Here is an 11,902-nt window from a genome sequence, read left to right on the forward strand (position 1 = left end):
TCTCCTTGTCAGCGATTGTCGTCAGACGGTTTCTGCGGGCGAGAGGAGCTCGTCGGCGCGGAGGCAGGCCACCAGCCGTCCGTCCTGGTCCGGCTCGAGCGCCGGCTCGGTGCGCGCGCAGGCGTCGACGGCCATCGGGCACCGGGTGTGGAACCGGCAGCCGGACGGCGGCGCGACCGCGGACGGCACCTCGCCCTGGAGCGGCGCGGCCGGCTCCCGGCCGGGCCCCGGCACGGCGGCGAGCAGCGCGCGGGTGTAGGGGTGCCGGGGGGCGGAGAAGATCCGCTCGGCGTCGCCCGTCTCGACGAACCGGCCGAGGTACATGACCGCGACCTCGTCGGCCAGGTGCCGGGCGATGTCGATCTCGTGCGTGATGAGCACGTAGCTGAGCCCGAGGCGCCGCTTCAGGTCGAGCAGCAGGTTCACGAGCAGCGCCTTGACGCTGACATCGAGGCTGGCGGTGGGCTCGTCCAGCACCAGGACGCGCGGCTCGACGGCCAGCGCCCTCGCGACGGTCACGCGCTGCAGCTCTCCGCCGCTCACGCCGCCGGGCCGGCGGCCGAGGTATTCATCGGTGAGGCCGACCAGGTGCAGCAGCTCGCGGACCCGGGCGGCCCGCGCCGCCTTGTCGGGGTACAGCCCGTGCACGGCCAGCGGCTGCTCCAGCGCGTGGCGGATGCTCTTGCGCCGGTTCAGCGCCGACCAGGGGTTCTGTGAGACGAGCTGGATCGCGCGCCGGTCGACGCCCTCGGTGCCGTGGACGAGGATCCGGCCCTCGGTCGGCTCCGCGAGCCGGACCAGCATGCGGGCGATCGTCGACTTGCCGCAGCCGGACTCTCCGATGATCGCGAGCGTGCGGCCCTCGGGCACCTCGAACGAGACGCCGTCGACCGCGTGCACCACCCGGTCCTCGCCCCCGCGGCCGGACCTGATCCGGTAGTGCTTCCTGAGATCCTCCGCCCTGACGGCGCTCACAGGTCCTCACCCGCCCGATGGCAGCGCACCAGCGACTCTCCCACCTCGCGTACCTCCGGGTTCTCCTCGTGGCACCGGTCGACGACGGCGGCGCAGCGCGGGGCGAACGGGCAGCCGGGAAGCCGGTTCGCGCCCGTGACCGTGCCGGGAATGGAGCGCAGCGGCTCACCCCGGCGGTGCCGCCCGGGGATCGCCTCCAGCAGCGCCCGCGTGTACGGGTGCCTGGGCGCGTCGAACAGCTCACGGGCCGGGGCGACCTCGACCAGCCGACCGGCGTACATGACCCCGATGCGATCGCTGACCTGCGAGATCACGCCCAGGTCGTGGGTGACGAACACCATCGTCAGGCCGACCCGGTCGCGCAGTTCCAGCAGCAGCCGCAGCACCTGCGCCTGCACGGTGGCGTCGAGCGTCGTGGTCGGCTCGTCGGCCAGCAGCAGGTCGGGCTGCTTGCCGAGCGCGGCCACGGCGATGAGCAGGCGCTGGAGCTGGCCGCCGGAGAACTCGAACGGATAGCTGTCCAGCCGGTCGAGCACGGCGCCCAGCCCGACACCGCCGAGCAGTTCCTTGAGCCGCCCCTCGTCGAGCCCGTCGAGGTGCCAGCGGAGCTGACGGCCGACGGACGTGGTCGGTGACAACGAGGTCATCGGCCGCTGCGGGATCAGGCCGATCCGGTCGCCGCGCAGCCGGCGCATGCCGTCCTCGCGCAGCGCCAGCAGGTCGGTGCCGTCGAAGCCGATGTGGCCGGCGGTGATCCCGGCGTTGCGCGGCAGCATGCGCATCAGCGCCGTGAGCAGCGTGCTCTTGCCCGATCCCGACTCCCCGACCAGGCCGAGGATCTCGCCGCGGGCCAGGTCGAAGGAGACCTCGCGCACGGCGGGCACCTCGCCGTCCCTGGTGCGGAACGTGACGGCGAGGTCCCGTACGGACAGAAGTGCGGGACCGGCCGGGGACGGCGCCGCCGCCCCGCCGGCCTTCGGCTCCGGCGCCATCAGACCGAGTGCACCGGGGGAAGCGAGACCCGGCTGACGCCCATGAGCTTCTCGTCGAGGGGCGAGATCTCCTTGCGCTGCGCCACGACGAGCCGGGGGTAGACCGGCGGGATCATGATGGCGTCGTTCGCGAGGATCCCGTTGATCTTCTTGCAGGCCTCGACGCGCGCGGCGTCGTCGGTGGTGGCCCACGCCTCGCCGAGCAGCTTGTCCACCTCGTCGTTCTTGTAGCCGAAGTTGAGCGGGTTCTTCGAGCTCATCGGGCCGAGCACGGTGACCGCCGTGCGGCCGCCGCCGAAGCCGCTCTCGAACCCGGTCATCGCCATCTGGTACTTGCCGGACGCCCAGTTCTTCACCCAAGGGCTGAAGTCGAGGACTTCGAGGGTGCAGGTGATGCCGGCCTGCTTCCAGCCTTCGGCGAGCACCTGGCCGACGTTCTTCATCACCGCGTCGCTGGTGATCATCAGGGTGAACTCCAGGGAGGACACTCCCGCCTCGGCCAGGAGCGCCTTGGCCTTCGCGTAGTCGGGCGCCTCGCCGTAGATCTGGAGCGAGGAGTCGTGGCCCTCGACGGCCGGGCCGACCGGACCCTGGGCGATCTTCGCGGTCCCCGCGTACACGATGTCGCGCACGCCCTTGCGGTCCATCGCGTACGCGAGCGCCTGGCGCACCTTGACGTCGTCGAAGGGCGCCTTGTTCGCCACGAAGTACGTGATGATGTCGCTGGGCGCGTCCACCTCGTGCACCGTGATCTGGCTGTCCTGCTTGAGCAGGGCGACGCTCTCCGGGGAGACGTCGGTCATGATGTGGATCTTGCCTTCGCGCAGGTTGACCAGCCGGGTGGCCGGGTCGGGGATGGCCTCGAAGACGACGCCCTTCAGCTCCGGCTTGGTGCCGTGGTAGGCGTCGTTGCGGCTCAGCGTGACCTGCCGTCCCTGGGCCACCTTGTCCACCTTGAACGGGCCGGTGCCCATGGTGGTGTCGGTCCGCTCCACGAACGCCTTGTGCACGATGGGCAGGTTGGTGAGGTGCGAGCGGAGCACGCCGAACGGCGTGGTCAGCGTGATCTTCACGGTCTGCTTGTCGACGGCCTCGGCGCTCTTGACGTAGTAGGCGAAGAACGTGGTCCAGTCGCTCGTGCTCTTGGGGTTGCTGACGAACGTGAGCGACGCCACCACGTCGTCGGCGGTGAGCGGGTCGCCGTTGTGGAAGGTCACGCCCTGCTTCAGCTTGATCGTCCAGGTCAGGCCGTCATCGGAGATCTCGGGCTCGCCGTCGGCGAGCAGCGGGATCGACTTCAGCGACGCGTCGTAGGTGTAGAGGGACTCCACGACCGGGTCGGTGATCCAGTGCACCCGCTTGGACGTGTTGGTCAGCGGGTTCATGTAGTCGGAGATGGAGACGACGCCGAACGTGATCGTCTCGACCTTCTTGCCTTCCTTGGCCGCGCCGCCGGTGGCGGAGTCGTCCGTGCCGCACGCGGCCAGCGCGAGCGCTCCGGCGGTGAGGACTCCGGTCATCGTCAGGAACCGCCGACGATCAAACGTGGACATGTTGTGATTAATCATCACTTATTTCCTCAAAAGGTGTAGGGGGGTGCGGAGCGGTACGGCTCAGCGGCGGTTGTCAGCGTCGAGAGCGTCGCCGAGGCCGTCCCCGACGAGGTTGAAGCCGATCGTGGCGACGAGGATGACCAGGCCCGGGATGATCGAGTACCACCACGCGCCGAGCAGCATGTAGCCGGTCGCGTCCCCGAGGATGTTGCCCAGGCTGGGCTGGGGCGGCTGGATCCCGAGGCCGAGGAAGCTGAGGGCGCTCTCCGCGAAGATCGCCACCCCGATCCACAGGAACGCCTGGACCAGGACCGGCGGCAGCACGTTGACCAGGATCTCTCCGGCGATGATGCGCCATCGGGGGACGCCGACCACCCGCAGCGCGTCGACGTAGTCCTCCTGGACCTCGACGAGTGTGGCCGACCGGGTCACCCGGGCGAAGTACGGGATGAAGCCGACGCCGAGGAGCAGCACGACCTTGGTCGTCGAGGTGAGGGTGACAGGACCGATCTGGGAGTCGCCGGTCCCGGTGACGCCGATGACGAACAGCGCGAAGACGAACAGCGGCAGTGCCTGGAGCGCCTCCAGGATCCGCATGATCAGATCGTCCGGCCAGCGGCCGCCGAAATACCCGGCCACCAGACCGGCGGGAACCGCGACCACCAGCCCGAACCCGACCCCGGCCACCGCCACCAGCAGCGACACCCTGGCGCCCTCCGCCGTACGGGCGAACAGGTCCCGCTGGAGGTGGTCGGTGCCGAACAGGTGCGCCGCACCCGGCGCGGCGAGGGTGTCACCGGTCCGGGCGGTCGACGTGCCGGCGACCAGGGGGCCGACCACGGCCAGCAGCAGGAACAGCAGCAGCAGGACCAGGCCGCTCCAGGTCAGCGCGGACATCCGCGGCACCCTGAGCCGGGAGGTCCGGGAGCGTGGGAGCACTCGGGTCATCACCATGTCTAGCGAGCCGTCCCGTTCAGGAACCCGGCGCGAATCCGGGGGTTGAGCACGAAGTAGAGGAGATCGACGACCAGGTTGGCGACGAGGAACACCGTGGCGGTGATCAGCGTGCAGGCGATGGCCAGCGGATAGTCGTGCTGGCGGAACGCGCCGACTATGGTCTGGCCGATCCCGGGGATGTTGAACACGTTCTCCACGAGCACGGTCCCGCTGACGAACACGCCGAGCATGAGCCCGATCACGGTCGCCGTCGGGATGATCGCGTTGCGCAGCGTGATCCGGCGCAGGACGCGGCGCTCGGGCATCCCCATGGCGCGGGCGAAGGACACGTAGTCCGCCCGCGTCGTCTCGATCATGGACGCGCGCAGCGTACGGGCGATGACCGCACCCGAGCCGAGTCCGAGGGCGAAGGCCGGTAACACCACGCCGCGCAGGTTCTCCCACGGATCCTCGGTGAAGGGCACCCAGCCGCTGGAGGGCAGCACCCCCTTGATGTAGAGCCCGAAGACGACGACCAGGACGAGCGCCAGCCAGAAGCTCGGGATGGACAGCGCGACGACGCTGCCCACGCGGACGAGCCCGTCCACGAACGAGTCGCGCCTGCGGGCGGCGAGCGCTCCGGCGGCGAGACCGACCACGACCCAGAAGAGGAAGGCGGCCAGACTGAGTTCGAGGGTGACCGGCAGCCGCTCCCCGATGATGGCGCTCACCGGCCGGTCACTGAAGAGCGAGTTACCGAGGTCGCCGGAGGCGAGATTGCCCAGGAACTTGGCGTACTGCACCCAGATGGGCTGATCGAGACCGAAGCGGTGCTCCACTTCGGCCCGCTTCTCGGGGGTGGGGTTCATCCCGAGATAGGCGTCGACCGGCCCGCCGGGGGCGGCCCTGAGCATGAAGAAGACGAGCGTCAAGACGATGAGCAGGACCAGCGCGAGGCCGGCGACCCGACGTCCGACATACCGAAGCATCCCGGGTCCTCATTTGTGTATAGGCATCGCGTGTTCCGCGAAACGGAACATGATTTCCGTGAGCGGAATAGTAGTTGCGGGAAGGGGGGTGCGGAAGAGGCCAGACGGAATTGCCGGATCTCACGGAACGCCGTCCCGGTTCACCTCCGATTCACCTCTGATTCATCCCCGGTTCGACGGAGGCCGACGAGGGTCCGCCGCGCCCCGGAGGCGCCGCAGAGGACACCGGGACGCGGACGAGGCGCTGACGCGGGTTCAGGCGACCTTGGTCTCGTTGATGACAGTGCGCTTGACCAGGCGGTCGCCGTCCATCCACTGCCAGGTACGGCACTTGTGCAGGCCGTCACGGGAGAGCTGGATCAGCTCGTACAGGTAGTTGTCCGGGTCGTTCTTGTACGACCACGTCAGCACGATCGTCTGGTCGTCGACCTGGCTCATCTCGCCGATGATGCGGTCGGTGTCGAAGTGGCAGACACCGTCGGCGTCGAGCTTCCCGCCGAAGTCGAACGCCTCCTCCCGGCCGTCCGCCCAGGTGTAGGTGTTCGTCTGCAGGATGTCGTACGAGCCGTCCTCGGGGACTCGGCAGTACAGGTGGGACGCGTGCCGGTCGACGATGGTGCCGTCGGCGGCGATGTGGATGTACTCGCCCCGCCATTCGCCGAGGTGCTTGCTGATGATCGGCATCCCGGAAAGCGCCGCGCGCATAGGTCCTCCCTGGTCACAGGTGATCGCGGAGTGGTGAACGGGCCGTTGACAGGCCGTCGGCGGCGAGCCTAGCGTGATCTCGGATTGAATGGAACAGTGTTCCGATAGAAGGAACAGACACGTTGAGAAGGGATCACCGTGACCGAGACAACCCCGCAGCCACTGGTCGAGGGCATCACCGCCGCCATCGTCGGCGTCACCGAGTTCGGCCCCCACCTGGACTTCTTCGTCGGCGAACTGGGCTACGAGGTGGCCGCGGAAGGCGTCGTCCCCGGGGCCGTCGCCGACGCGCTGTGGGCCTCGGGCCCCGCGGACGTCGAGGCCATCGCGCTGGCCGCCGCCGGAGCCGGCACCGGGCGGATCCACCTGGTACGCGTGCCGGAGCCGATCGCGCCCGCCGACCCGCCGCACAACCTCGACGTCGGCCTGGTCGGGATCGACATGTACGCCCGCGACATCGAGGCCGCGCACGCCGAACTCGGCCGGTCCGGCCGGGACTGGGCCACCCCGCCCACCACGTACGGCGTCGCGGTCGGCGAGCGCGAGGTCCAGGTCACGCAGGGCGTGTGCCCGGCCCCGGACGGGACGGTCGTGGTCTTCGTCCAGCCCGCCGCCGTACGCGGCACCGAGGCGTGGGCCGCCGACCCCGAGCGGTCGTACACCGAGCTGACTTCGGTCGTCTGCCACGTCCCCGACGCCGACGCCGAGGTGGGCTTCTGGGGACCCGAGGGTCTGGGCATGGCGGTCTGGTACGACGTGGTCTTCTCCTCCCCCGGCTTCGACAAGGTGGCCGGGCTGCCCGCGGGCACCAAGATGCGCCTGGCCTTCCTCGCCGGGGAGAAGACCGCCCGCATCGAGGTCACGTCGGCCGCGGGCGAGCACGGCGTGGACCGCCGGGCGACCCAGCGTCCGGCCCGCTCGCTCGGCCACAGCGGCTGGTCGGTCCGCACCCGGGACCTGGAGGCGGCGCTGGAGAGCGTCCGCAGGACCGGCGGACGGGTGCTGACCTCTCCGGTCGAGACCGACGACCCGCTGCACGGGCGCGCGATCGTTGCCACCGCCGACACCCCGAACGGCGTCTCGGTCACGCTGTGGCAGCCCCGCGACTGACCCCTTGCCCTACCTGATGAAACGTTGTTCCAATATGTCGCACCATCTACGGCTTCACGGAAGGAAGTAGCATGCCCGTCCATCGTGGAGGTGCTCCTCTGTCGATCGCGGGCGGCGTACGGGAGTTCGCCCGCGCCACCCCCCGGGCGACTGCGGTGATCGACGGCGACCGCGCCCTCACCTACGCCGCGCTCGACGAACGCTCGAACCGCCTGGCCGCCTCGCTCCTGGCGCGGGGTCTCACGCCCGGCCGGCCTGTCGCGGTACTGCTCGGGAACCGGCTCGAATACCCGGAGATCGCGGCCGGGATCGCCAAGGCGGGCCTGCTCATGGTGCCGCTCAACCCCCGCCTCACCCCGGGCGAGGCGCGGTACATCCTGGAGCACTCGGGCGCGGGTGCGGTCATCCTGGACGACGCCCTCGCCTCCGTGGTGGGCGACGCGGTCGAGGAGTCGCGCCTGGTCACGCTCTCCATCGACGGCACCCAGATCGGCCCGGCGTACGAGGACGCGCTCGCCGGCGCGCGGGCGGTGGACCCCGCGGTGCGGGTGGACGAACTCGACCCGTTCTGCATCACGTACACGTCGGGTACGACCGGACGGCCCAAGGGTGTGCTGATCAGCCACCGGAGCCGGTCCCTGACGTTCTACTGCTCCGCCATGGAGTGGGGACTCGGCACCGGCAGGGTGTCGGTCGCGGTGGCGCCCATGTACCACGGCGCCGGCTTCGCCTTCGGGTACGCCCCGGTCTACACCGGCGGCACGGTCACGATGCTGCGCAAGTGGGATCCTGAGGCGCTGCTGCACCTCGTCGAGCGGGACCGTGCCCAGTCCGCCTTCCTGGTGCCGACGCACGCGCAGATGCTCCGCGCGCTGGACGGCGGGAAGCTGGCGGCGAGGGACCTGAGCAGCCTCGACACGCTGTACTTCAACGCCGCCGCGCTGCCCTGGCCGCTCAAGCAGTGGGTCATGGAGACGTTCCCCGCCTGCGGCGTGCACGAGCTGTACGGCTCCACCGAGGCGGGCATCGTGACCAACCTCCGCCCGGCGGACCAGCACCGCAAGCCGGGGTCGGTCGGCCACGCCTGGTACATGACGGAGTTGCGGATCGTCGACGAGGACGGCGATCCGGTCGAGCCGGGACAGCCCGGGGAACTGTTCAGCCGCTCCCCGTTCCTGATGAACGGCTACCACCGGAACCCCGCGGCGACCGACGAGTGCACCACGGATGACGGCTTCCTGACCTGCGGTGACATCGTGGTGCGCGATGACGAGGGCTACATCCACATCATCGACCGCAAGAAGGACATGATCATTTCGGGCGGGATCAACGTCTACCCCCGCGAGGTCGAGGACGTGCTGGCGGCGCACGAGTCGATCGCCGAGGCGGCGGTGGTCGGCGTCCCGTCCGAGACGTGGGGCGAGGAGGTCATGGCGTACGTCGTCCTCCGCGGCGGGGCCGCCGGACCGACCGTCGACCCCGGCCTGCTCGCCGGCCTGGAGGCGCACTGCCGTACCAGCCTGGCGGGCTACAAGGTGCCCAAGCGCTGGGAGGTCGTCACGACTCTTCCCCGGAACGCGGCCGGAAAGATCGTCAAGCGCGACCTCAAGCCCCCGGCGATCGGCGCCTGACCCCTTGACCCTCAATACCTCAGACAATTACCCTCAATCTGATAGAAACGCCGTTTCGCATAGCGGAACATACAGTTTTGAGGCCAGCGGAAGGACATCACAGTGCGCCCCCATGTCGAGCTGATCCAGGAAGACGACTATGTGTGGCACGGCGCCGAGCTCGTCAACGGTGAGGGGCGGGCCAGCGAGCGCCGCCTGTCCGTCGACGAGGAGGACGGCTCCTCGTCGCTCCGGATCGACTTCCACACCGATTGGGGCCGCGGGCCGGGCATCCACCACGCCAACACCGAGTACTACGTGCTCGAAGGCTCGATGACGTACGGCGGCCGCGAGATCGGCAAGGGCGGCTACGTCTACGCGCCGCAGGGCGTCCCCACCGACGCGATCACCTTCGCCGAGGGCACCCGGATCCTGCACTACCGCGAGTACGGCGACGCCGGCTTCGACGCCGTGGACAGCCTGAACGCCCCGCGCTGGGCGGACGCGCGCGAGGACGTCATCGTCATCGACAGCGAGGCCATGAACTGGGACGCGGTGCCGAACCCCGGACCCATGCCCGGCCTGTTCATCAAGTACCTGCACGTCGACCCGGCGACCGGCTTCTACACCCGCCTGGTGCACGCCCAGGAGGGCTGGGCCGACCACCGGCTCGCGCACCACCCCTGCTACGAGGAGGCGTACACCACCCAGGGCCACATGGAGTACAACTTCGGCACCCTGGACCTCGGCACGTACTTTTTCCGCCCCGCCCGCGTGAAGCACGGCCACTTCACCACCATGGAGGGCGGGGCCACCTGGTTGCTGCGCTCCGACGGCGAACTGCAGAACTGGTACACCCAGAACGAGTGGTTCCGCTGGGGCGGCGAGGCCGTCAACTACGGCCCCGACGGCGGTCGTATGCGGTGGTCGCAGTCCTCGCACGACCTCGGCTCCGGCCCCACCTGGCGGAGCGAGAAGGACATCGCCGACCTCACCGCCGCCTGGCAGTTCCAGCGCGACCAGGGCCAGCCCGACGCCGAGTACGTCCAGCACGGACAGGGCGTCGACCGCAGCATCCTGGCCATCGCCAAGGCCCTCGACGCCGCGCGCCTCCAGGGCGGCCACGGCGACGACCATGGGCACGACCACGACCACGACCACGGCCATGACCACGACGTGCCGGCGCTGGACTGGGGCGCGGACCCCGCGTCCCTGGGGCACGCCGACGAGCGCACCGACGAGGGCGCGCACAACTGGGCCCACGGACGGGCGTGGAAGCCGGGCGACCACATCCCGGCGCCCATCATCTCCAGCCTCCCCGTCCGCAGCCGCTCCCGCGGCCGCTGGGACGGCGACGGCATGTAGCCGTCCGCCCCTCACGCACCCCTCATCGCACCGCTCGTGCACCTTGCGAACACCGTGGCCGGGCCTCTGGGTCCGGCCACGGCCATATCACCGGAGCGTCACCTCATGCCCCTCCCCATGCCCCTCGCGACGACCATGGAGCCGGTACACGGCCTCAACGCGTACAGCCTGGCGATCCTGTTGCACATCGTGCTCTTCGTCTACTGGCTCGGCAGCGACATCGGCGTCTTCTACTCCAGCCGGTTCATCCTCCGCTCCGAACTGCCGACGCCGGCCCGCTCGGTCGCCGCCAAGATCATGCACGCCGTGGACATGGCGCCCAGGATCTGCCTCGTCCTCTTCCTGCCGAGCGGTGTCACGCTCATGTCGCTGAGCCCGTTCGGCGAGGACGTCTTCCCGGGCTGGCTCCTCGCCCTGACATGGGTGGCCGCGCTGTGCTGGCTGGTGCTGGTCGTCTACGACTACACGCGCGGCGCGACCCCGCTCGGCACGGTGGTGCAGAAGCTCGACCTGATCGTCCGGTACGGCCTGGCCGTGGTGCTGCTCGCCGGCTCCGGGTACGTCTTCTTCACCGCCGAGCCGTTCGGCGTCACCACCAACCCGAAGTGGCTGGCCGCCAAGGTCGCCGCGTACGCGCTGTGCATTCTGTCCGGCGTGATGATCCGCCGTCAGCTCAGCCCGTTCGGCCCGGCCTTCGGCAAGCTGGTGACCGAGGGTTCCACTCCCGAGGTCGAGCACCAGATCCGGCACTCCGTACGCTCCTGCCTGCCGTACGTCTACGCGATCTGGTTCCTGGTCCTCGTGGCCGCGTTCCTCGGCGTGGTCAAGCCCGGCACCACCGCCTTCGGCTGATCCCCGTCCACCCCGACAGCCCCCACCGGGACGACCGTGGGGGCTTTTCCATGCCCGCGCGGCTCCCAGGGGACTCCCGGTACTGTTGCGCGGTTCCCACCACCTGCCGTCACCACTCCGATGAGAACCTCATCAGTTCGGAGAGCCGCGCGAAGTGCTTGAGAGAATCCGGCAGCTTGTCCTCGACATCGAGGCCGCTGACAACGACTTCGTCTTCCTGCCCCCCATGAGCGAGGAGGAGGTCGGAGAGGTCGAAGAACAGATCGGCGTGCGACTCCCTGAGGAGTACCGGACGTTCATCACCTCGGTGACACGCGGTGAGGAGGACACGGGCTACGAACCGCTGTGGTCACCCGCGGATGGGCTCCTGCTGCTGGCGGAGGGCCAGGATCAGCCGGGCGCCCCCTTCCCGTTTTCTCCACAGCAAGCCGCCGACCTGGTGAAACGTGTCCGGGCGGGTGAGAGCCGGGCGATCGAGGGGCCATGCGACGGTGCGCTGCCGATCTATGGCGGCTCGGCGGGAGAAGGGTTCGCGTGCCTGGTGCTCAGCGGACCGCTCCAGGGCACGGTCTGGTCGTACTGGGACCTGGGATGGACACCCGAGTTCGACGCTGAGACGGGTCAGATCGAAACGTTCTTCGAATTCGCCGAACGCGTCCTGCGCGAATATCTCGACTGAGGCCGCGCCGGCGCGCGGCCCCCACCAGAAAGCCGGCTACACCGGTCACGCGAAAGGCCGGTTCCGACGATCGGAACCGGCCTCTGCGTTCTGCGCCGCCTGCCGGGGCGCCACGCCCGACGGTTACCGCCGGGCG

The 11,902-nt window shown here is 69.7% G+C and carries 11 protein-coding genes; 5 read left to right on the forward strand and 6 right to left on the reverse strand.

Annotated features, from left to right (window positions below):
• Positions 1–21: 21 nt before the first annotated feature.
• From AB0I59_RS33290 to AB0I59_RS33315, 6 genes are all read right to left on the reverse strand, one after another.
• The gene (locus AB0I59_RS33290; RefSeq protein ID WP_358139194.1) at positions 22–975 is read right to left on the reverse strand and encodes an oligopeptide/dipeptide ABC transporter ATP-binding protein; all 954 of its coding nucleotides are present in this window, start codon (positions 973–975) and stop codon (positions 22–24) included.
• Positions 972–1,967, reverse strand: coding sequence for an ABC transporter ATP-binding protein (locus tag AB0I59_RS33295; RefSeq protein WP_061259208.1), 996 nt, complete (start codon positions 1,965–1,967; stop codon positions 972–974). Before AB0I59_RS33295 ends, AB0I59_RS33290 begins: the two co-directional genes overlap by 4 nt.
• Entirely contained in the window at positions 1,967–3,520 is a 1,554-nt protein-coding gene (locus AB0I59_RS33300) for an ABC transporter substrate-binding protein (RefSeq protein WP_358139197.1), read from the reverse strand. The genes AB0I59_RS33295 and AB0I59_RS33300 overlap by 1 nt, the downstream gene beginning before the upstream one ends.
• A gap of 60 nt (positions 3,521–3,580) precedes the next feature.
• Positions 3,581–4,417 carry an ABC transporter permease gene (locus AB0I59_RS33305; protein ID WP_358139200.1) on the reverse strand — a complete coding sequence of 279 codons (837 nt, stop codon included), beginning with the start codon at positions 4,415–4,417 and terminating at the stop codon, positions 3,581–3,583.
• Between the two features lie 59 nt (positions 4,418–4,476).
• Positions 4,477–5,445 carry an ABC transporter permease gene (locus tag AB0I59_RS33310; RefSeq protein WP_061259205.1) on the reverse strand — a complete coding sequence of 323 codons (969 nt, stop codon included), beginning with the start codon at positions 5,443–5,445 and terminating at the stop codon, positions 4,477–4,479.
• A 255-nt stretch (positions 5,446–5,700) separates the two neighbouring features.
• Positions 5,701–6,150, reverse strand: coding sequence for a hypothetical protein (locus AB0I59_RS33315; protein WP_061259204.1), 450 nt, complete (start codon positions 6,148–6,150; stop codon positions 5,701–5,703).
• Positions 6,151–6,288: 138 nt separating this feature from the next.
• On the opposite strand from AB0I59_RS33315, the gene AB0I59_RS33320 reads away from it, so the two are divergent.
• From AB0I59_RS33320 to AB0I59_RS33340, 5 genes are all read left to right on the forward strand, one after another.
• Positions 6,289–7,260, forward strand: a complete 972-nt coding sequence (locus tag AB0I59_RS33320) for a VOC family protein (protein ID WP_061259203.1) — start codon at positions 6,289–6,291, stop codon at positions 7,258–7,260.
• A 71-nt stretch (positions 7,261–7,331) separates the two neighbouring features.
• Positions 7,332–8,891 (forward strand): class I adenylate-forming enzyme family protein, encoded by a 1,560-nt coding sequence (locus tag AB0I59_RS33325; protein ID WP_061259202.1) that lies wholly within the window; start codon positions 7,332–7,334, stop codon positions 8,889–8,891.
• A 102-nt stretch (positions 8,892–8,993) separates the two neighbouring features.
• Positions 8,994–10,235: a DUF4437 domain-containing protein gene (locus AB0I59_RS33330; RefSeq protein ID WP_358139205.1), complete on the forward strand. Its 1,242-nt coding sequence runs from the start codon at positions 8,994–8,996 to the stop codon at positions 10,233–10,235.
• Positions 10,236–10,340: 105 nt separating this feature from the next.
• Positions 10,341–11,087: a hypothetical protein gene (locus AB0I59_RS33335; RefSeq protein WP_358139208.1), complete on the forward strand. Its 747-nt coding sequence runs from the start codon at positions 10,341–10,343 to the stop codon at positions 11,085–11,087.
• Between the two features lie 154 nt (positions 11,088–11,241).
• Positions 11,242–11,766, forward strand: coding sequence for an SMI1/KNR4 family protein (locus tag AB0I59_RS33340; protein ID WP_061259200.1), 525 nt, complete (start codon positions 11,242–11,244; stop codon positions 11,764–11,766).
• The last annotated feature ends 136 nt before the right edge of the window (positions 11,767–11,902 follow it).

This window comes from Microtetraspora glauca (genome assembly GCF_040656155.1).
In the GTDB taxonomy this organism is placed as follows: Bacteria; Actinomycetota; Actinomycetes; order Streptosporangiales; family Streptosporangiaceae; genus Microtetraspora; species Microtetraspora glauca.

Excerpts from the sequence above, each read along its gene's own strand:
- AB0I59_RS33310 (WP_061259205.1), bottom strand. The coding sequence starts at position 5,445 with ATGCTTCGGTATGTCGGACGTCGGGTCGCCGGCCTCGCGCTGGTCCTG.
- AB0I59_RS33305 (WP_358139200.1), bottom strand. The coding sequence starts at position 4,417 with ATGTCCGCGCTGACCTGGAGCGGCCTGGTCCTGCTGCTGCTGTTCCTG.
- AB0I59_RS33325 (WP_061259202.1), top strand. The coding sequence starts at position 7,332 with ATGCCCGTCCATCGTGGAGGTGCTCCTCTGTCGATCGCGGGCGGCGTA.
- AB0I59_RS33300 (WP_358139197.1), bottom strand. The coding sequence starts at position 3,520 with ATGTCCACGTTTGATCGTCGGCGGTTCCTGACGATGACCGGAGTCCTC.
- AB0I59_RS33295 (WP_061259208.1), bottom strand. The coding sequence starts at position 1,967 with ATGGCGCCGGAGCCGAAGGCCGGCGGGGCGGCGGCGCCGTCCCCGGCC.
- AB0I59_RS33335 (WP_358139208.1), top strand. The coding sequence starts at position 10,341 with ATGCCCCTCCCCATGCCCCTCGCGACGACCATGGAGCCGGTACACGGC.
- AB0I59_RS33315 (WP_061259204.1), bottom strand. The coding sequence starts at position 6,150 with ATGCGCGCGGCGCTTTCCGGGATGCCGATCATCAGCAAGCACCTCGGC.